This window comes from Pseudomonas sp. CFBP 8758, assembly GCF_014841725.1.
Taxonomy (GTDB): Bacteria; Pseudomonadota; Gammaproteobacteria; order Pseudomonadales; family Pseudomonadaceae; genus Aquipseudomonas; species Aquipseudomonas baltica.
The window spans coordinates 578,991-597,250 of the sequence record NZ_JACYUK010000001.1 but is presented as its reverse complement, the minus strand read 5'-3'; the positions used below and the strand labels follow the sequence as shown (position 1 = coordinate 597,250).

Below are 18,260 nucleotides of genomic sequence, written 5' to 3'. Positions count from 1 at the left end.
CGGTTGATCCGCTGGGCGTGAGCCAGCGATTCGAGAAAGACATCCAGCGGCCTGGCCATCATCTGTTCGGGGTCAACCTTCCAGAAATAGGCCAGGTCGTAGACAAGCGCGATCAGGTGGTCGAGGGCTTCGATGCCGGCGTCATGAAAAAACCAGCCACCACCCACGCCAGGCTATTGAGGTCGGCCAAGTCCAACTGGTTGACGGAAGACGGTGGTACCGCGGCGCACACGGCGATGTACTTCGCCGCAACGTCCAGGTCGAGGCTCACGGCCTCGTCCGCGTCGATCTTGTAGGGCAGCGCCTTGATAGCCCGCGCTTCCTGGGTCGTGGGACGACGCAGGGTGAGTTCGGTGATTTCTTCGCCATGCGCCTGAATCGGCGAGTTCAGCTTGATCGGGTCGCTCACAGCCATACCCCTTTGATGCCGTCGAATTGCAGTTCAATGGTGCCTTCCTCGCCGTTCGAGCTCGGCTGATCAACTAGGTAGGCGCCGGAAAGCGTGTAGACCTTGCCATTCTTGAGTTCGGCAGTGATGGTCATGTTGATGCCCTCGGTCAGAGCCTTGAGCGGGAAGTTTGCGGTGTGCACCGCCGAGAACTTGAGCCAGGGGGCCTTGTCCTCTTCCTTGAAATAGCCCGGCACCACGGTCTCCCGGGTCTTGTCCATCAGCGGCGCTTCCACACCGCCCTTGAGCGTTAACTGCGTGCCGTCAACCTTGACGTAGCAGGTACCAGCAACTTTCTGCCCCATGGGTGGGCCTCCAAATGAAAAAGCCCGCACGCGGCGGGCCTGGATGATGGGACAGCGTTACGCCGGTTCGGCGGTGTACTGCAGTCGGAACTGGTTGAGCAGCGCGAAGATGCGCAGGCCATTTACGTAGTCCGGCGGGTACAGCACGTTGATCCTCGTCGAGCTCCTGCTGTCGCGCTCCACGATCAGGTACTGGGCAAACAGCGCCGAATTCTCGACGTGGCCATCGCGCTCAAGGTTGCCGTATTCGCTGATCAGCTCGCCGCGGATCACGTTGGGCGTGACGATCGGCTGGCCATCGCCAAACTGGGTGCCATCGCTGGCCAGCTTGTGGCGACCGTACTTGCTGGTGATGATGCCTTTGAGGCGGCGCACGATATACGCGCTCTGGTGCATCGTCTCGCTGTCCAGGTACGAATCATCGGCTTGGCCGTAGGCGTTCTTCTGGTAGGTGGTGATCGCGCGCTGAATGCGCACATAGCCGCCTTCGTAGAACAAGGTCGCAATGCCGTACTGCAGCAGCGAATTGAACTCGGTCAGCGTGAAGCGCGCACCCTCCGGAGCCGGATCGATACCCACCAGCACACCAGTCTGGGTGGGGCGACTGGCATCGGCCGAGATGAACACCGCCTGGCGGGCAGCACCTGCGGCCGCCACGCGCCAGAACGGCTGCGGCACACCGGCTTCGAAACCGAAAATGGTCATGTGCTGATCGTTGCGAGGCTGGCCAGCCGCGACCAGCGTGCCGAGCGTACCGCGCAACGCACTGTAGACGTGCCCGTACAGCTGCTTGGCCCACGACCAGCGACCACTGGCGTCCCCCATCGCGATCTTCCAGGCATCCAAGGTGGTGGTGTCCGCCCACGGCGCGCAGATGAACTCGAAGGGCGCATCACCGAGCGCCGCCAGTGCGGCAGTGGCATCAGGTGTGCCTGCGCCACCGGACATGGCCGCAGCCACGACCGTCAGGCCTGCAGGGGTGAACTCGCCGTTGCTCTTGCCCAGCCGGTTCAGGCTCAGGCTGATGTCATTACCGGAGTCGCCCAGCCATTTGCAGGTCAGCGTCACCACGCCAGCCGCCGCCACGGCCGTGACAGGTAGATCAGCGGTGGCGTTGATTTTGGTGGCCAGCGCTGCCGCCGCAACCGCAACAGTGGCACCAGAGGCCACCGTTGCCTGGATACGCACTCCGGCCACATACAGGTTGATCAGGCCGGTCTCGGTGGCAGTACCGGTGATGGTCACCTTGCCCGTGGCCGCAGCGCCGGCAGTGGCCTTGACCGGCAGGCACCAAATTTCACCCACCAGATCGTTCTGGCGCCAGGTGTCGTACATGGCCGCCAGCATCGAGCCTTGGCCGCCGATGGTCCTGGCCTGGGCCAGACTGGAAACCAGCACCAGCTTGCCGATTTCCTCGGCCGTAGACAGGTCATTGACCTGGCCCACGATCAGGCGGCGCAGGGCACTGGAGGCGCTGTTGGCGTTCGAGTTGTCCATTTCCGCATAGAAGAGCGGCACGCGGATGTCCGCGGGTATCTGTTGGAATCCTGCGCTCATTTGGTCGAGGCCTCTTTGACGGGCGGAGTGGGTACTACAACGTCGCCATCGGCAAGACGGCGGCGCCAGTAAGCGTCATCGGGCACTTCCCGGCCCTCGGCCAGTAGCAGTTCCCCGGTTTCCGGATCGGGCACCGCGCGCCCCTTGGCCGGCACCACAGTGATGCGGTTCATGGCAGTTCCTCTTTGAGTTGAATTTCGATGCGCCCATCCGGGCCGGGGTACTTCAGGTTGCGGTCTGCCGGGTCGATGCAGTCCACGTTGATGTCCATGCCCTGCAGCAAGGGCAGACCGTCGAGCTCCAGCTCATGCCAGGTTTCGGCCGGATCTGTTTCAGCGTTACGCCCCAGCTGGAAAGCGGTCACGAACGAGTAGCGGTAGATCACCAGCGCCCGATCGATCTGCACCAACTCGCCGCCGTCGTAGGTGATGGGCTCGTACTCCGCGCCCGGCTTCCAGCCCACCAGGGCCCGCCACAGTTCGGCTCGAATGTCGTGCAGCACGTCCACCGCCAACTGGCCACGGCTGTCGCGGGTGTCGAGGATGACTACCACATCGAAGGCATCGGTGATTTCCTGGCGGATGGCGTTCTCCAGGTCGTTCTCGGTCGCGTCATCACCGGTGGCAATGACAAATGCGCCCGGGCGGTCGACCTGCTGACTGGCCTTTACCGCATCAAAGTCGATGCCGCCCGCAATGCGCCCAACGAAGATCGGGCAGCGCTGCCGCAGGTGCAGAACCACAGGGGTGATTTTCATCGGTTGTCTCGTTGATCAGCGCAGTGCGTCAGCAAAGGCCTGCTTGAGGATGGAACGCACGGCATCCTTGCTGCTGTTGAGCGCGTCGACCATGTAGTTCTCGCGCGGCTCAATCCGCCAAGGGCCGGTCGCTTCCTGCTTGCGATGGGACTTGCCGCGTTTGGCGTTGCGCCGCACGCCATACCAGAGATAGGCCGGGTAGAAGCCTTTCATGTCGGCGGTCTTTTGCGGCTCGATCTTCACCAGGAAGCCAGCGCGGCTGACCCGGTAGGTGATCGACCGGCGCAGCGTGCCCCTGCGCATGCCCGGGTACTGGCCCTTCTCCGACACGGACCGCTTGCTGACCAGCTTGCGGCCCTTCGCCCGCACCAGCACGCCAGCCTTGCGCATGGCCTTGCGGATTTCCTTCTTGTCGAAATCGAGCTTGCCGTAGCTGTCGAAATCGCCAAAGTGCATGTACGCGGCAGGTCTAGCCATACAACCCTCCCCCGGCCTGTTGCAGCCCTAACTCTTCCACTTCCAGCACAGTAAAGCGATGCCGGCCATTGAGGTCTGTAGCGCGCTTCACCCGGTAAGCTACGCCGGCATGCAGCACCTCGAAATCAATGGGGACAACCCCCAAGTAGCGCACGGTGATCCGATGAGTGATCTTGTTATCGGCCTGAACACTGCCGCTGTAGATCGCGGTACCGACAGGCTCAATGCGCGCCCAGCGCTTTCTTTCGTCCGAAAATAGCGACGAAAGACCGCCATCCGGCGCCGGCAAGTCGTCACGGCGCCGTAGGGTAATGCGCCGGTTCAATTCTCCGGCGCCAGGCTCTTTAAGTGCCATCAGACCCCCATTTGTACGCGATAGGGCGCTAGCAAGTACTTGGAGCCCATCGGCAGTTCCATGGCACTGCCTGTGGCCGAACCGGCGATGACATCCTCGCGGTTTGTGTAGAGGTGCCCCAGTATCAGCAGGCAGGCCGCTTCGATGGTTTTGTTCAGCACTACGCCGCGGACCATAGCGTCTGCCATGTTCAGCGACTCGTTTAGCACGTGATCGGCGTCCGAAAGGATTGATTCGCGGGTCTCGAAGTCCTGAACCAGCTCCACTGAACCAATGGCCACTGCGTGGCTTGCACGCGCCTGGCCTCTCAGCGTGGGTGCCAACACTCGAGCGGCATTCAGTGCATCTTGGCTGATGTAAATCGGCCGTGCCATATAGGCACTGGCCACACCCTCGGAAGCATCCAGCAGTCCCTGTATCAAGGCGCGATCGTCATCCTCGGCCCGCAGATGCTCAACGGCCGTCTCGATGTTGATCACGGACATTGCTTACTCCTTGGGCGGCGTTACAGGCGGCTCGGCAACCGGTGGCTGATCGGCCGGCGGTTCCGCTTCAGGCGGAGGGCTGTCAGCAGCACTTGTGACAGCAGTTGCAGGCGGAGTAGCAGCCAGCAGCTTCGCCAATTCGACTTCAGCTTCTTCGCGCCTGCCGATGAACTCACCGACCTGTGCAGCTTCTGCATCCACGATGATCCACTTCTGGCCTTTCTTCTGGAGTTTGAAGCCAAGCTCCTTGCCATCACCTGCAGCTTTGCCTTTCTCGACGCCCACTTCGCCAACGATCTCGCACAGTTTCAACTGCTGAAGTTCCTTGGCCAGCCAGACAGGGGCCGCATACGGCTTATTGTCGGCGTCACGAATGATGCCGCGGTCCTCATAGGCACGCAGCGGTTTGATCAGTAAGTCAGACATGGCTCACCTCTGAAGGGCAGCGGTGCTGCCCTTCGGTCGGGGGTGGAAAGTTTAAGCCGCAGCAGCGAGCTTACCGGTCACGAAGGCTTCGGTACGGTAGATGGCGAAGGCCAGGCGCTCTTCAGCGCGCAGGGTCACCATGTTGTTCTCGAAGTCCTTGTCGTTCTCGGTGGAAATCAGCACTTCAATTTCCATGCGGTCCAGGATCTGCGCGCCCAGCTTGAAGGCGCCTACCAGGAAGTCGTTCTGCTTCATCGCCTGGGTACCAACCACCGGGCGGTTCCAAAGGCGTGCAGCAGTGCCTTCCTGTGGCTGACCGATGATGTAGCGGCCCACGTTGTCCTTGATCATCTCGATCAAGGCCCAGTCGATCGGGTTGAGCACGATGCCGTCCGAGGGGAACTCGGCCAACTCGGCCTGCAGCAGCGCCAAGCGCAGTCGATCGATGCGTTGCTCACCGGTCACGACTACGCCACCGGGCGCAGCATACTGGGAAGCTACCGGCACCAAGCCTTGCAGGCTTGCACCTGCACCGCTGCCGTACAGAAGCTGCGACTCTTCGGCCAGGAGCAGACCGTAGCGGGCTCGAGCATCGATGTAGCTCTGCAGCGCCTTGGCATCGTCCAGGATCTGGCGCGAGGCCTTGAACAAGTGGGCGATGGTGCGCACCGGTGCGGTGATCAGAGCAGTGGTGATGTCGGAGTACGGTTTGGCGCCGCCTTCGGCAACAATTGCTGCGCTGTTGGTGAAGCCGGTCTCGCGGACGTACTCGTAGGAGCCCGCCTCAGTCTGACCGGGGGCGACCAGATCACGGATGGTGGCGCGGCGCAGACCCGGCAGAGCGACGACGTCGCTGCGCTCGGAAGGAGCCAGGCCGCCGGCCGAGGTGGTGGTGATCGCGGCGCGGGGCACCGACACACGACGTGAGCCGCGGAACGAGGAATTGACACCTTCCATCTGCTCACTGGCAACGAACAGCTCGCCCGCAGACTTGGGCGCTTCGTTGTGCTGGGTGTCGCGGCTGGCATTGACCAGCTTTTGCTCGGCCTCCAGCACACGCGCCTGCAGCTCGCCTTGCTTCATCAGTAACTCGTCGACCTTCGCCGAGGTTTCGCGGCTCAAGCCTTCATGGCGATCGACATTCTTCTGTGCCTGCTCGGCATGCGCCTTGAGCTGGTCGCCGATGTCCTTGAGGTTGGCTTGGGTCTGCTTGTACTGGGCCTCGATGTCATCTTCACCGATTTTACCCATCTGGGCATTCCAACCACGGTAGTGAGAGGTGCCGCGTTTGACGAGCACAGTGGATAGGCCCACCAGGAACAACGAGCCCAAGAAGGCCTCGGGTGTAGCGCCGAAGGTCAGCGGGATCATGGCAGCGATGGACAACACAGCCATCAAGAATGCCGGGGACAAGCGAAATTTCATCATGGTGTGAAGCCTCATGCAGGGACGGAGAAAGAGAGTTTTGGCAGGGGTGCCAGGTCCAGCTCGACAGCGCGAGGCTTATCGGTCAGGGCAGCGTTACGCTTGCCCTCGCCAGCAGCGCGTGGCGTGCTGGACTTGAAAGTGGCGAAAAGCTCGCGCCGTTCGCTGCGGGTCATGCCCGCCTTGGCCAGGGCCACATCCATGGCCTTAAGCGCGTTGCTCTGCTGGGTCTGATCGTCCTGGCGTTCGGTGATTTCGTCGGAAGACAAGAGGCCGGTGGCGAAACCCAGCTCCAGGGCGCGCTTGCCGCGGATGAAAGTCTCGTCGTCCATCATCTCGGCGACGTCGATGACCGCCTGGCCGCTACCTTCTGCGTAGAGGTCGGCCATGGCGGCGTCGAACTCTTCCATGGTATCGGCGATGTCGCGCAGGCCATGCCGGTTGCCTACAGCCAACGTCCAGCAGTTGTGGATCATCAGGAAGGCACTCATCGCGACTTCACGCTTGGCGCCGGCCATGTAGATGACCGAGGCCGCTGAGGCGGCCAAGCCGAGCACCTTGGTGGTGACTTCCTGGCTGTGCTCGCGCAGGCGGTTGTAGATGGCCAGGCCTTCGAACATGTCGCCGCCGGGCGAGTTGATGTAGACGGTGACCGCCTTGTCGCCGATGGAGCGCAGGGCAGCATCGATGCGGGAGACAGTCACGCCGTCGCCATACCAGTCCTCGCCGATCACGCCGTAGATGGTGATGGTGTCGCCGGTGGATTCCACGGCCGCCTTGATGGCCGGGTTCCATTTGTCGAGCGCGCGCGGGCTCAACTCGCAGTTGAAACTGCCAGCCTTGGATTTGGGTTGCATGTTTTATTCCTTCGAGTTGGCCGGCTGGTCGAGCCAGTTCTGCAGAGCAGCCCTTGCGGCCTGCCCGTCATCGCCCCGGCCGAGTTGATCGATCGGGGAAAGGTTGGTTTGCACGGTGAGCACCCCTGCATTGCCACCCATCCTGGGCAGGTTCTCCTTCATCCGGCATTCGTCACGCGTATAAATGCCGTTCTGGACCATGCCTGAGTACAGCGTGGCCCGTGCCGCGCTGTCAGCGCGCATCAAGCCTTCGATGGAAAACTCCGGGTAGATCTGCCGGCGCTGCGCAGGCGTAAGTAGCTTGCGGCTGATCGCCTCCTCGATGCGGCGCATGTAACTGCGCAGCGTGAAGGTCAAAAAACGAAGCAGCTTTTGCTCAAGACCGGTACCCCAGTTCGATGCTTTGTCGCTGTAGCCGACCAAGGTCGGATCCACCATGTAGAAACGACAGATTTCCTCGGCGCTGTACTCTCGCGATTCCAGCAGCTGAGCATCAATGGGGTTGATGCCAATTACCTTGGCACTGACGCCCTTCTCCAGAACCGGTGACTTGCCAGCATTCATTGCGCCACTGATGCGCCGGACATAATCCCGGAAGTCATCGCGTTGTTGTTTGTTGAGCACCTGATCCACTTCGAAGGCTACGGTCTGATGCATGCCGTTCTTGAAAGTGGCGCTGGCCACGTCCTCGGCCGACATTGCCGCACCAAACACATCGGCGCCATAGGCGATGGGTGAAAGCCCAACCTGCCCATCCAGGGAGAATGCCGGGATGTGCATCATGTCGCTGCCGGCAATGTCACGCGGCCGACCGGTCTTTTCCCGGTACCGGTAAATGAGCTCGCCGTTATCGGCTACATCCATCTCCACGCGGTTGGGCAGCAAGAACTCAAGCGCGACGATTCGACCGTTGATGCGGATGATCTCGACGAACGCGTTTCCCTTCAGCAGCATTGAGGCCACTACCGCTTCCCAGAACTGCACGGCGGTCATGCGGCTGTTGGGGTTGGTGTTCAGGATCCAGTGTAAGTCGTTGTCACTGGCTACCTCTCGGCCACCATCAGGCATCCGCCGGTACAGGCCAAGTGGCAGGGTCGCTATTGTTTCGGAAATCAGGCGCACACACGACCAGCAGGCGGCAAGACGCATGGCCTTGTTGATCGTCACGGTCTTGCCGTTGGCCGATGTACTGCCCACGGTCTGCGACCAGATACCGGAAGCCCCTCCGGAAATCGAGCGGCCTACCCAATCAATAATCGAAGACCGGGGCGCCATGACAGCGCTGCTTAGGACAGACTTCAGGGATTTAGCCACTGGTCAGCCCCTTGCGAATGAACGCTGCTGCCACGAAGCACGAGACAGCAGCGGCAAGAAATGCCCACCCCACCCCCAACAGGACGTAGACGCCTGTCACCGCGAAGCCGAAGCCCAGTACTGCGGTCAGCAGGTAAATGATCGATGCTGTGTTCATTCGAATATAGGGTCCCGGATTGAATCCATGAATCGGTCAATGCCGCCATCGCTCACCACGACCTGCGTCATTGCTCGACCGACAGCCATGATCAGCGCAACCGCGCCATCGATTTTGTTGTCATCGCCTTGCTTGATGGGCCGGACCACGTCGTCGTTGCCCGGCAGGTGCTTGCCGATCACATTGCCGATACACCAGGTCATGATCGGATTGCCGTCATGGTGGAACCGGCCGGCCTCAATGGCGGCCTCGAGTTCCTTCATGGGGTCTGACATGTTGGTGTAATTCTGGATGATGGTGATGGGGCAGAACCCCTCGTCATCCAGATCGTGGCTCAGCCCTGTAGCGCCATGCGGGTCAATGGGCGATTCCCGCAACGGCGCCTGATGATTGGCATCCTTGGTGTCTTCCAGGATTTCGCGGTAATCGATCTCGGCCCCCGGCGTGACGTCCAAATGCTGAGAATTGATCCAGGCCTGAAAGCGTTCGGACATGCGCTTGTTGTCGCTGTTGAAAACGGTGTCTTCGGGCACCCAAAACTTGGGGGCGATGCTGTAGTAGTGGATCCGACCATCGATGACACGCCAGAACAGACGCGCCCTTGAGTTCATATCAAGCTTGCGCGCCAGGTCGAACGCGCCAATCCACTCCTGTCCTTCGAACTGGTCCAGGGTCAGCGATGTGTCTTCACACGCCTTCCACTTGGCCATGTTGTAAAAGCCGGATTTGGCGCTTACCCACAGATTGAGGTGCTTCGTCTTGAAGGTGTTGGTGAACCGAGCAGAGCGAATTGCCCTTGCCTGCTGGCTTTCCAAGTACTCCTGGAACACCGAAACCCCATGATTGGGATTGGCCTTCGCCAGCATCTTGGGGTCGGTCCAATCGTCACCTTCGTCCAGTGTCCAGATGTAGCCGAACAGCTCATCGTCAGGGACCGTTCCCTCGAGCATTTCGATGACCTGACGGCGCTTGTCGTAGCATGGGCCTTCGATATCGGCGCCGGACGTTGTGATGATGAACATCAGCGGCTGCCGCCGGGCGCCCATACCAGTGAGCATGGTGTCGTACTGGGCAGCGGTGCGGTGCTCGTGGTACTCGTCGACGATCGCGCAACTGGGCGAAGCACCGTCACCTGGGTCGCCGATCAAAGGCTCGAAGCGGCTGAAGTCCGATGGAATGTTCATGTTCGAGGCGTTGACCTCGATGCCTGCTGCTTTGATCAGCATGGGTGACTTGCTCACCATCAGCTTCGCTGGCCTGAACACCTCCCACGCCTGCTTCTCGGTAGTCGCCCCTGAATAGACCTCGGCGCCAAATTCGCCATCAGCGACAAACATGCTAATGCCCACGCCGGCGGCAATCACCGACTTGCCGTTTTTCCTGGGCACTTCCCAGTAGCTCTCACGAAACCTGCGATGACCGCCCTTTTTCTTGACCCACCCGAAGGTCACGGCCATGCCGAACATCTGCCAAGGCTCGAGGGTGATCAGCTGACGCTTGAACGCCCATTCGCCCTTGGTGTGCGGCAAGAGCTGGATCAGCTTCAGCTTCTTTTCTGCTTTGGCCGGGTCGAACTTGTACTTGAAGGACCGCTTTCTGCTCGCCGCCAGGTCGTCGAAGTGACGCTGTACCGCGAGGTGAATGAACCGGCAGGCTGGCACCTTGCCGCGCAATAGAGACCTGGCCCACACCATCGCTTTATCGACGTTGGGGTGGGCGGACTTGGCCATTCAGGATCTCAATAGGTCAGCGAATGCGTTGGTTTCTTTCTCCTTGTTGCCACCGATGAGGCGGGTTCGGCTGGCGGGGTCAAGGCCCAGCATCGATCCGAACGTCACCATCTGCCGCATCGTCTCGTTGGCAGCGGTCAAAGCCGGGTTCTTCATAGGTCCGCCGGTGGCGCCTGTAACAACGATGCCAGATGACTGGATCGACTCTTGTGCCATGCGCCAGTTGTCATAAGCCACGCAGAACGCTTCTACGTTGTGCAGATCGGTGAGCGCCACAACGTTCTCGCGTAGCAGCTCGGGCACAATCATTTTCCACATGGTCGCCGCACGATCGCTGAGCCAGTCCGGAGGATCGACATTGGTGATCTGCGAGAACTGAGGCTCAGCCTTGTTCAGCGCGCGCTTGCCAGGGTTTCCAGCCAGCTCTTTTTTGGCCGTCGGCTTGGGTTTGCGACCACGGCCGGCGACCGTGGCGGTGCCTCCCATTGCGCAACTCCTGAATTTTTAATTTCGCGAGTGTAAAAAAACGACGGGCAGGCGGTGTCCGCATGCGTAGGTCCTGGGGTTTCGATCCCCCCCCCGCACCATGACCGTGCAGATCCGACGAGCGGTCGGGGCAATGACGTGCCTCATGGGCAGGCGGCACCTCCGTTCTGGGGCACTGGCGTGCTTCAACGATCCAGCCGGGCTGCTCGACTCTCAGCCTGCGTCTTCGCCAAGTGGCAGACATGGTTGATGGCCCGCAGGTTGCTCATGCAGTCCGTGCCGCCATGGGCCAGGGCGATAATATGGTCCACCTCGTCAGCAGGCCTGATACGACCAAGGCGGGTGCACTCAGCGCAGCGGCACAGGTACTTGTCACGCTTCAGCACCTGCTCTCGGAGCCTGCGCCACGGTCGGCCACCGCGGCCTGAGCCTTGGCGCGTTCCCCATGGCTTGGCCAAATGTGCATGCTCGTCACAGTACTTCGGGTTACGGCTCAACACCTGGCAGCCCGAGGCGGCGCACGGTTTCATCGTTCGGGGTGGCATGCTTCACATCCTCGGTAGGTAGCCCTCGCGATATGAGCCCCTTCAATCGGCGGTAGGCCAACTTGGCGGCCTTGGTCATGTGCCGACGCCGGAGGGTACAGCCGCTACAGGCCATCTCGCACCTCTTAGCGTTTGTACCAGGTCAGTAGGTAGCACCGCGCATCAGGCGGCACCTCGGCAATGGGCCAGCGCAGGCATTCCATGTGCTTGCGATCAGGCCGAGCGCGGCTCACCCGCAGCGTCTGCACCAAGTACGCCGAACCGGCGGCCGTAGTGATGAAGTCACCAACCGAGATTTCCTCCGCGCCGTCAACGTAAAGCTTGCAAGGCGTGTAAGGCGCCCTGCCCATCAGCTGAATGGATCTTCTGGCTTGGCGATAGAGCGCACGAACCACATGAATCCCTGCTGAAGGTTGGTCTTGGCCAGTACGAGCAGGCGCTGGTCAACGCCTTCGATCTGGCTGATCTGCTTGAATAGTTCACCGGCGTCGGCTTCCAGTGCTTTGATCGAGTTCATGCCATCGATCTCGGACTGTGTCAGGTCGCGGTAGCCAGTGATCTTCTTGTGCTGGTTGTCCATGATTCTTCCTCGATTGAGCGCCCCAAAATGGCGGTTATGAATTTGTGGCGCGGCCTACTTGCTCTGGCTGCGCTTGATCTGCGCATCGACCTGGTCAGCGCAGGTATCGAGCAGGTTGATGGCCCGATCCTTCAGCGCCCAAAGGTCACCGTTCAGTGCCAGGTTGTCATCGCTATCGCTGACCCGTTCGCACGGCACCATCACCGGCGCTTCCAGCCTTACCGCTGATGTCTTTACCACCGCCGGCTGCGGGCTTGCCGCGCAGGCCGTCAGGCAAAGGCTGATCAGCCCACTTACGAACAGCCGGGCTCTTACGCTTGAGGTCTTCAAAGTCCTTCCTCGCTTGGCGGGCCTTGTCTTCGCTGGCCTTGAGGCGCTGCTGCAGATCGGCCAGGTAGTTGGCGTTGCGCTTGGCCTCGGCCTGAAGCGTGGTGATGGTCTTCAGGCTTTCGGTGTTGGCTTCGGTTGCATCCTTGGCCGCCCGTGCCTGCGCAGTCACCTGACCTTCCAGCGCGATCACGCGGTACTGCTGGATGCCGATGAGCAGTGCAGCCACCAAAGCGATGATCAGTGCAGCGGCAATGTTTTTGAGCATGCTCATACGCTGTCTGCCTTGCGTCCGAGGAACTTCACGATCATTTCGCGGATGACGGTCACACCGACAAAGCCGATCGCACCGCCGGCGGCAACGGACAGGCTCGAAGGCCACTCCATCCACTCGATGACGCTGCTAGCGGACAGGCTCAGCCCGCCACAAATCAGTGACTCCAGCAGGATGCGGCGCTTGCTGGTCTCTTTGGCCTCGTACAACACACGAAGCCCAGAAATTACCGTTGCCATGATCGCTCCTTGCCAGAGAGGGTTGGCCAGATACAGGCGCAGGTGCAGCCATACCTGGGCCCAGAGGTCGGGGTCTTTCTCTGGCATGATTGAAATCCGAATGCCTCCCCGCGCTGGGGAGCGAGATACGAAAAGCCCCGGCGATTGCCAGGGCTCGAAATAGGTGCAAATGCCCGGTGCTGATTGGCCGGGTTGTGCAGGCTCATAGACCGTGCACGGCTCTACGCATCAGCCTGCGCATTCATCTGCATAACGTGCGTGTCTTCCCACGCTGCCCATCGAGCCCTTCCAGTGAGTAGCACAGGTCATGAATGCTCGAATGCCGGGGTTCTTATGTAACACGTGACGACCGGCGATACCGTGTCCAGGCTCCCCCGAAGGCCACCCTGGCTGTGGACGCACAACAAAACAAAAAGCCCGCATCTGGCGAGGCCTGGAATAGCTGTTATCGGATACGCAACTACAGCAATCCGCCCAGCAATACGGTACCCGTGCCGCCCAGCTAGGTAACTGTGCCTGGGCCTAGGTCGGTTGGGCCAATCACTGCTCCGAAACCTGTATGTTTTTTTGAAGCACTTGCTTTACGAGAGCTTGAGATGAGCAGGCCTAAACTAGCGCTTAGACCTGCCAGTCACTGACATCAGGATTGGGCTGTCAAAAGTCCCAACCAATACCGCCGAAGAGCGGCAGTGGGCCTTTGCTGTGGTCAGGATAAAATACCTTGCGCGGAGGCTTCACTGGCGCCGGTTGCCACCCAAAACGAGCCCACATAGGTATGTTCTTCACAATCACAAACGCACCGTTTTCCTGGATTTGAGCATAAGCACCAGGGTTGCCTTGGGTTTTCGTGCTCCAAACTGCTTTGCCATCATTAGTGTAAAGCACAAAGTTGCCGTCACCCTGCATGATAGCTTTCGTCGCGCCCTTGCCGTCAGTTTCCGAGTTCCAGACGGATTGTCCATTTCGATTGTAGACGACAAGGTTACCGTCACCTTGGAAATACAGCTTGTACTCACCCGCCGGATAAGGCGTACCAACTTCCATCTGGATGTCAGGGTTCAAAACTGTCGAGTTCACGGCAGCAGGCGTGAAGGTCGCGCTGGTGTCGCTCGACCATACCGCCTGAATGTCCACGATAACGAGATTGCCGTCATTCTGCATGCATAGGTGATAACGTTCAGACTGCGCAACGGAAGTTGAATCACGAGTATGCCAAGTCCGACGGCGGATCGGGTCATACAGATAGAGACCACCATACATCAGCACGTGCAATGGCATGTCCTTCAAAGGCACGGTACTGCTGTATGCCTGAGTGCCATCAGCAATCCAGACAGTCGCACCATTTGTCTGGTCGTAGATTGCCAAATTGGCATCTTCTTGCAGGACCAAACTGTATCTCTTGTCTTGAGAAAGAAGGTATTGCCCTGGAACCATTACATTGCGTGGCGGCAGGTACGGTGCACCTACGTTGGCAAAATGCACGGTGTTTTTCGGGTAGTAAGCGGCCATTTGTTTACCTATTGAGTCGAATGGTTTGGTGTAGCGGCAAATGCCGCATCCATGTCGCTCAAAGGCGATCGCTCGAGGCTCGAGGCCTTCACATGATTCAACGTCCCGCATCGGGAACATTTGATCTGGAGCTCTGTGAACTCACCCATACGGGCAAGAAGTCGGTTGCATTTACCGCATCGGCAATCCTTCAACATCTGCAAAGCCTTTTGATTTCTGCTAGGCTCCGCCCCGCTCGCGCGAGCAGTGGGGGCCTTGGCTGGCTTGCAGGCTAGATCTGCGATCCGGCGGCTCCTTTGGGTGTTACAGCACCCTCTGGAGCAGCCCTCATTTTTCTTGCGCACAGAAACGCGAAAGCCCCGACAAGTGCGGGGCTTTTTGCTTTCTGATAGGCATAAAAAAACCCAGCGCTAGGCTGGGCTTATTTGGTCAATCCCCTACACACGCAGGAATGACAGGATGTGGGAAATATACGACATGGCGACATGATAGTGCAAGGGCTTTCTTACGCCGCTTGGCTTTCAAGCACTCCCACTGCTTCAAGCATGTGCTGAGCCTCAACCAGCGCCTCATTGACCAGCGACTCCAGTGCGTCTTTGATTGCTTTGTTCCAGCGTTGATAGGTGCGCTCAGTTAGCCCCTGGCTATCCCAGGTCGTCATGTCGTAGTTCGATTCAGCCAATACGATCATGTCCCCCGGCCGTACCTCTGCCACCTGCCGAGCATACCGGTTGGCGCGCTCAGTCGCCTTTGCTGCGGCTTCGTTTCGCCAGTCCCACTGCCCTTCTCTGTCACCTACTCGCGCCTTTTCCGGCTTGGCCAGTACTGCGGTTCGCTGGATGCCCTTGCACTGCTGCGGAACCGCCCAGACCAGAACGGCCTGCTGCGTGAATCGCTGCGGCGCCGAGGTTGGCACTACCGCAACTAGGCGCCCAATCGAATCAATCTTGCGGCCCTTGTGCGTGCTGTACTTCGCCACCAGCGCATTCCAGTGCCGCGGGCTAAGCTGGGCATGCAGCAGTTTGTGCACGATGCAGTCGGCCAACATCGCAGCATCCTTACCGGATATCTCGCCCTTGAGTTTGCTGGCCTGCACGCGCGGCTCTACGCTGCACCCGCCGGCGCTATTGATGGTTTCGGCTGCTAGGGCCCGCACGACAGCTGACAATACGTTGCGATAGGTAGCCATGTTCAATCCCCTGTGAAATTCGTTTTTCCGGCGCCGCGGCCGTTGTTCTGCTGGTACTGGGCAGCCGGGCCTTTCATCAGCACCGGCCGCTTCAACTTTTCGATCTGCTGTTCAGCAGCCCTCAGACGGAGGTTGAGCTGGGTTACCAGCACCTCCAGCGGCAGCGCCTCGCCGGTATCAGCCGAGACCCAACCGGACGCATTGCACTGCCCGCATGGCAAATCATGAAAAACACCCTGCGTCACAGCGCGGCCACGGCAGGCCGGGCACTTGGCGAGGTCGATGTGGGCAGTGCGAAATGCGGGGCCATGGCTCTTTTTCATGCTTTTGAAACCTCGCCATTCACAATTTTCGAAAGTGCCTCACAGCCCACGTCGTTCGTGGCTTGCAGCGGTTTATCCGATTCTTCGTATTGGGCGTCTGTCAGGTTGTGAATCGCCCGAAAGCCGCGCTCATCTAACCAACCATGCCACTTCTCCAAGGCCAGCAAGCGCTGCGCCCGGGCCTGGGTGTTGATGTAGGTGGAGGCGATCTTGCCCAGCGAGTGGTTGAGCAGCATCTCGCCGATGTGCCCGTCGATGCCCAGGTCGGTCCACGCGGTGCGCGCCACCTTGCGCAGGTCGTGGCTGGTCCACTCACCCTTCCCCATCCGAGTGAATATGGCGCTGGCCTGGCCTTCGCTCAGTGCGCGGCCACGACGCGATGGGAACAGGTAGGTGCCGTCGTAGCCTTGGGCTATCTGGATCGCTCGGTAGCGCGTCAGCAGCGCCTTAGCCTGGGCGGTGAGAGGCAGGCGATGCTCGGTGCGGGTCTTCGTATTCTGTGCAGGGATGAACCATTCGCCGTCGGCCAGGCTGATGTCGGGCCAGCGTGCCAACCGCGTCTCGCCCACGCGGGTACCGTGGCACAGCATCATGAGCGCCAACATAGCCTCGGCCGGCTCGGTATCGAACAGCTCTGCCAACATCGGGACAACGATCGCCACGTGCACGCCGCGCAGCCGTGCTGCCTTGGGCACGATGCGTGCCTTGGTGAAGTCGACGAACTTGAGGCCCGCCACAGGGTTTGCTTCGATCATGCCCAGCTTGTGCGCCTGGCGGAACGCGAGCGCCAGGAGAGTGAACATTTGATGGACGTAGGACAGGGACAGGTCTTCCTGAGCGGGCCACATGAGGCGCTTGTCCAGCACCGGCGCTGTCACCTCGCGCACGGGCACATCTTCCAGCCGCGGCTTGAGGTGGCAGGCGATGGCCGACTTGGCACCGGCCTTGCGTTTGTCTGACAGCGAGCGATCGCGGCTCATGCGGTCGCCGTACCAGTCGAGCAGCTGACCGACCGTGGCCAGGCCCCCCAGGGCAATCGCTGCTGCCGGGTCGCGCAGCAGACGCTGACGCAAGGCTGGCAGTTCGGCCAACACTGCCGCGGCGCCAAGATCCGGATAGCCGGATATACGGCTCCAAGACTTGCCCTTGACCAGGTACCAGGAGCCGCGCTGACGGTCCTGTCCAAAGCGCAGGTATAGGCCGGGGTGACGCGGGTCACGCAAGTCATGCACATCCGGGTCGGCGGCCTGCCGGCGGATCTCGGCGTCGGAAAATTTCACGGCGCGGGTCTTGCTCATGCTGCAGCTCTCGTCGGCGGGAGCAGCAGGTAGGCGCGCAGCTGCTCGAGCGCATCGAAGTGCCCTCGGCACACAATGGCGAGATAGCCCTGTTCGGTCAGCGCATGGATGTAGGCATCCTGGCTGGGCGATACAGCGGCATCAAAAGGCGGCGTGGCCTTGAATTCGATGTACAAGCCGAAGTACCCACCACGGGCCATCGGCAGAACGAGGTCTGGAATACCTGCCTTGACGCCCTGCTCTTTCAGTTTGACCGCCACGGCCTTGTGCCGGTGGCCGCCATTGGGGACGTGGTAGATCAGCTTCGCGGCAGCCGGGTGGCGGAAGGCAACTTCGCGCAGAAGAGCAGCCTGCTCGAGGCCTTCACGGTCAACAGACGGTGCACGCGCCGCTCGCGGCTTGATGACTTTCGGAGCGAATGGCTTCATTACAGACGGCTCCAGCGGGCGGCCTGCTCGGCCATCGCTACATCCACTTCAGTATCCAGATCATGGACCCAGCGGCGGGCGGTCGAGACGATCTGAAGAGAGTGATCCCGGAACCACCGATACCGCTCAGCATCCTTGCGCAGCGGCGCGCTTTCCATCGTGAGCTTATCCACCGCTACCAAGACCTCAGCCCAAGATTCGAAACCTTGAGCCTCACACATTTCTGTCATGTGCTGCTTGAACTCGCGGAGCGCTTCAATTTCAGCCTCTTGATCAACCCGCGAATCCGCCCAGCAGTCCATGTAGTTCTGCGTGACCCGGCTTACATACAGGCCCGACTCGCCCCGGTCCAGGTGCAGAGCCATGCCCTTGGTTGCCGCCCAGGCTTCGAATTGCTCTCTCGTCTTGTCGCTGATCATCACGATGCCACCTTCCCTTCACGAATCAGGATGTGCTGAGTGCGCATAACACCCTCGGCGTGGAGTAAGCGCGATTCCTCGCGATCGGCACCGCGGCGGCTTGAGCCGCGCCCGTCAACGTAGTCGTGGCAGGCCGAGCACGCCCAGGCGCCCTGGAAGTCGTTTGGCTTGCAGCCCATGCCGTTGGTGCCGGCCAGTCGGTAATGCGCCAGCACTGTGGTTTCAGGGTTGCCGTTGCACACGCCGGGCACGCGCACTTGGCAATCGCGGCCGCGGGCGGCCTTGGTCAACTGGTTCTGTCGAATATTCATCAGTACACCTCGGCCAACGGCCAAATCGAACGAGCCGTG

Annotated in this window: 29 protein-coding genes; all 29 read right to left on the bottom strand. The window is 60.4% G+C overall.

The features are described 5' to 3' along the window. Positions 1 to 112: 112 nt before the first annotated feature. Positions 113 to 415, bottom strand: coding sequence for a phage tail assembly protein (locus tag IFT75_RS02975; protein WP_199864021.1), 303 nt, complete (start codon positions 413 to 415; stop codon positions 113 to 115). Beyond that, entirely contained in the window at positions 406 to 753 is a 348-nt protein-coding gene (locus tag IFT75_RS02970; RefSeq protein ID WP_192053266.1) for a phage tail tube protein, read from the bottom strand. Before IFT75_RS02970 ends, IFT75_RS02975 begins: the two co-directional genes overlap by 10 nt. A gap of 57 nt (positions 754 to 810) precedes the next feature. Then, positions 811 to 2,310, bottom strand: a complete 1,500-nt coding sequence (locus IFT75_RS02965; RefSeq protein ID WP_192053265.1) for a phage tail sheath subtilisin-like domain-containing protein — start codon at positions 2,308 to 2,310, stop codon at positions 811 to 813. Next, entirely contained in the window at positions 2,307 to 2,483 is a 177-nt protein-coding gene (locus IFT75_RS02960) for a DUF2635 domain-containing protein (RefSeq protein WP_192053263.1), read from the bottom strand. Before IFT75_RS02960 ends, IFT75_RS02965 begins: the two co-directional genes overlap by 4 nt. Further along, on the bottom strand, positions 2,480 to 3,067 hold the full coding sequence (locus IFT75_RS02955) for a phage tail terminator protein (RefSeq protein WP_192053262.1): 588 nt from the start codon (positions 3,065 to 3,067) through the stop codon (positions 2,480 to 2,482). The genes IFT75_RS02960 and IFT75_RS02955 overlap by 4 nt, the downstream gene beginning before the upstream one ends. Before the next feature lie 15 nt (positions 3,068 to 3,082). Further along, positions 3,083 to 3,544: a hypothetical protein gene (locus IFT75_RS02950; protein WP_192053261.1), complete on the bottom strand. Its 462-nt coding sequence runs from the start codon at positions 3,542 to 3,544 to the stop codon at positions 3,083 to 3,085. Next, complete coding sequence (locus IFT75_RS02945) at positions 3,537 to 3,899, bottom strand: phage head closure protein (protein WP_192053260.1); 363 nt, start codon at positions 3,897 to 3,899, stop codon at positions 3,537 to 3,539. Before IFT75_RS02945 ends, IFT75_RS02950 begins: the two co-directional genes overlap by 8 nt. Beyond that, positions 3,899 to 4,384 carry a head-tail connector protein gene (locus tag IFT75_RS02940; RefSeq protein WP_192053258.1) on the bottom strand — a complete coding sequence of 162 codons (486 nt, stop codon included), beginning with the start codon at positions 4,382 to 4,384 and terminating at the stop codon, positions 3,899 to 3,901. The genes IFT75_RS02945 and IFT75_RS02940 overlap by 1 nt, the downstream gene beginning before the upstream one ends. A 3-nt stretch (positions 4,385 to 4,387) precedes the next feature. Continuing rightward, a complete protein-coding gene (locus IFT75_RS02935; protein WP_192053257.1) occupies positions 4,388 to 4,810 on the bottom strand; it encodes a hypothetical protein in 423 nt (140 codons plus the stop codon). A 51-nt stretch (positions 4,811 to 4,861) separates the two neighbouring features. Then, positions 4,862 to 6,238: a phage major capsid protein gene (locus tag IFT75_RS02930; protein ID WP_446731049.1), complete on the bottom strand. Its 1,377-nt coding sequence runs from the start codon at positions 6,236 to 6,238 to the stop codon at positions 4,862 to 4,864. 11 nt (positions 6,239 to 6,249) lie between these two features. Beyond that, a complete protein-coding gene (locus IFT75_RS02925) occupies positions 6,250 to 7,092 on the bottom strand; it encodes a head maturation protease, ClpP-related (RefSeq protein WP_192053255.1) in 843 nt (280 codons plus the stop codon). Between the two features lie 3 nt (positions 7,093 to 7,095). Beyond that, positions 7,096 to 8,406, bottom strand: a complete 1,311-nt coding sequence (locus IFT75_RS02920; protein WP_192053253.1) for a phage portal protein — start codon at positions 8,404 to 8,406, stop codon at positions 7,096 to 7,098. Continuing rightward, on the bottom strand, positions 8,399 to 8,563 hold the full coding sequence (locus tag IFT75_RS02915) for a hypothetical protein (protein ID WP_192053252.1): 165 nt from the start codon (positions 8,561 to 8,563) through the stop codon (positions 8,399 to 8,401). The genes IFT75_RS02920 and IFT75_RS02915 overlap by 8 nt, the downstream gene beginning before the upstream one ends. Then, positions 8,560 to 10,293, bottom strand: a complete 1,734-nt coding sequence (locus IFT75_RS02910; protein ID WP_192053250.1) for a terminase large subunit — start codon at positions 10,291 to 10,293, stop codon at positions 8,560 to 8,562. The genes IFT75_RS02915 and IFT75_RS02910 overlap by 4 nt, the downstream gene beginning before the upstream one ends. After that, positions 10,294 to 10,779, bottom strand: coding sequence for a phage terminase small subunit P27 family (locus IFT75_RS02905; protein WP_122715688.1), 486 nt, complete (start codon positions 10,777 to 10,779; stop codon positions 10,294 to 10,296). A gap of 185 nt (positions 10,780 to 10,964) precedes the next feature. Then, complete coding sequence (locus tag IFT75_RS02900) at positions 10,965 to 11,324, bottom strand: HNH endonuclease (RefSeq protein ID WP_192053249.1); 360 nt, start codon at positions 11,322 to 11,324, stop codon at positions 10,965 to 10,967. Between the two features lie 125 nt (positions 11,325 to 11,449). Then, entirely contained in the window at positions 11,450 to 11,674 is a 225-nt protein-coding gene (locus IFT75_RS21380; protein ID WP_244652678.1) for a hypothetical protein, read from the bottom strand. Beyond that, positions 11,674 to 11,904, bottom strand: coding sequence for an Acb2/Tad1 domain-containing protein (locus IFT75_RS02895; RefSeq protein WP_192053247.1), 231 nt, complete (start codon positions 11,902 to 11,904; stop codon positions 11,674 to 11,676). Before IFT75_RS02895 ends, IFT75_RS21380 begins: the two co-directional genes overlap by 1 nt. 54 nt (positions 11,905 to 11,958) lie before the next feature. After that, the gene (locus IFT75_RS21345; RefSeq protein ID WP_342214362.1) at positions 11,959 to 12,144 is read right to left on the bottom strand and encodes a hypothetical protein; all 186 of its coding nucleotides are present in this window, start codon (positions 12,142 to 12,144) and stop codon (positions 11,959 to 11,961) included. Further along, on the bottom strand, positions 12,077 to 12,505 hold the full coding sequence (locus IFT75_RS02885; protein ID WP_244652676.1) for a hypothetical protein: 429 nt from the start codon (positions 12,503 to 12,505) through the stop codon (positions 12,077 to 12,079). Before IFT75_RS02885 ends, IFT75_RS21345 begins: the two co-directional genes overlap by 68 nt. Next, positions 12,502 to 12,831, bottom strand: a complete 330-nt coding sequence (locus IFT75_RS02880) for a phage holin, lambda family (protein WP_192053245.1) — start codon at positions 12,829 to 12,831, stop codon at positions 12,502 to 12,504. The genes IFT75_RS02885 and IFT75_RS02880 overlap by 4 nt, the downstream gene beginning before the upstream one ends. Positions 12,832 to 13,398: 567 nt before the next feature. Then, entirely contained in the window at positions 13,399 to 14,253 is an 855-nt protein-coding gene (locus IFT75_RS02875; RefSeq protein ID WP_192053243.1) for a putidacin L1 family lectin-like bacteriocin, read from the bottom strand. 8 nt (positions 14,254 to 14,261) lie between these two features. Beyond that, positions 14,262 to 14,450: a Com family DNA-binding transcriptional regulator gene (locus IFT75_RS02870; protein WP_134721315.1), complete on the bottom strand. Its 189-nt coding sequence runs from the start codon at positions 14,448 to 14,450 to the stop codon at positions 14,262 to 14,264. A gap of 308 nt (positions 14,451 to 14,758) precedes the next feature. Then, entirely contained in the window at positions 14,759 to 15,442 is a 684-nt protein-coding gene (locus IFT75_RS02865) for a hypothetical protein (protein ID WP_192053238.1), read from the bottom strand. 2 nt (positions 15,443 to 15,444) lie between these two features. After that, positions 15,445 to 15,765: a hypothetical protein gene (locus IFT75_RS02860; RefSeq protein WP_192053237.1), complete on the bottom strand. Its 321-nt coding sequence runs from the start codon at positions 15,763 to 15,765 to the stop codon at positions 15,445 to 15,447. After that, positions 15,762 to 17,063 carry a tyrosine-type recombinase/integrase gene (locus IFT75_RS02855; protein ID WP_192053235.1) on the bottom strand — a complete coding sequence of 434 codons (1,302 nt, stop codon included), beginning with the start codon at positions 17,061 to 17,063 and terminating at the stop codon, positions 15,762 to 15,764. The genes IFT75_RS02860 and IFT75_RS02855 overlap by 4 nt, the downstream gene beginning before the upstream one ends. Continuing rightward, on the bottom strand, positions 17,060 to 17,491 hold the full coding sequence (locus IFT75_RS02850; protein WP_192053233.1) for a VRR-NUC domain-containing protein: 432 nt from the start codon (positions 17,489 to 17,491) through the stop codon (positions 17,060 to 17,062). Before IFT75_RS02850 ends, IFT75_RS02855 begins: the two co-directional genes overlap by 4 nt. Further along, entirely contained in the window at positions 17,491 to 17,910 is a 420-nt protein-coding gene (locus IFT75_RS02845; protein ID WP_192053231.1) for a hypothetical protein, read from the bottom strand. The genes IFT75_RS02850 and IFT75_RS02845 overlap by 1 nt, the downstream gene beginning before the upstream one ends. Next, a complete protein-coding gene (locus IFT75_RS02840) occupies positions 17,910 to 18,215 on the bottom strand; it encodes a nuclease domain-containing protein (protein WP_192053430.1) in 306 nt (101 codons plus the stop codon). The genes IFT75_RS02845 and IFT75_RS02840 overlap by 1 nt, the downstream gene beginning before the upstream one ends. Positions 18,216 to 18,260 lie beyond the last annotated feature (45 nt).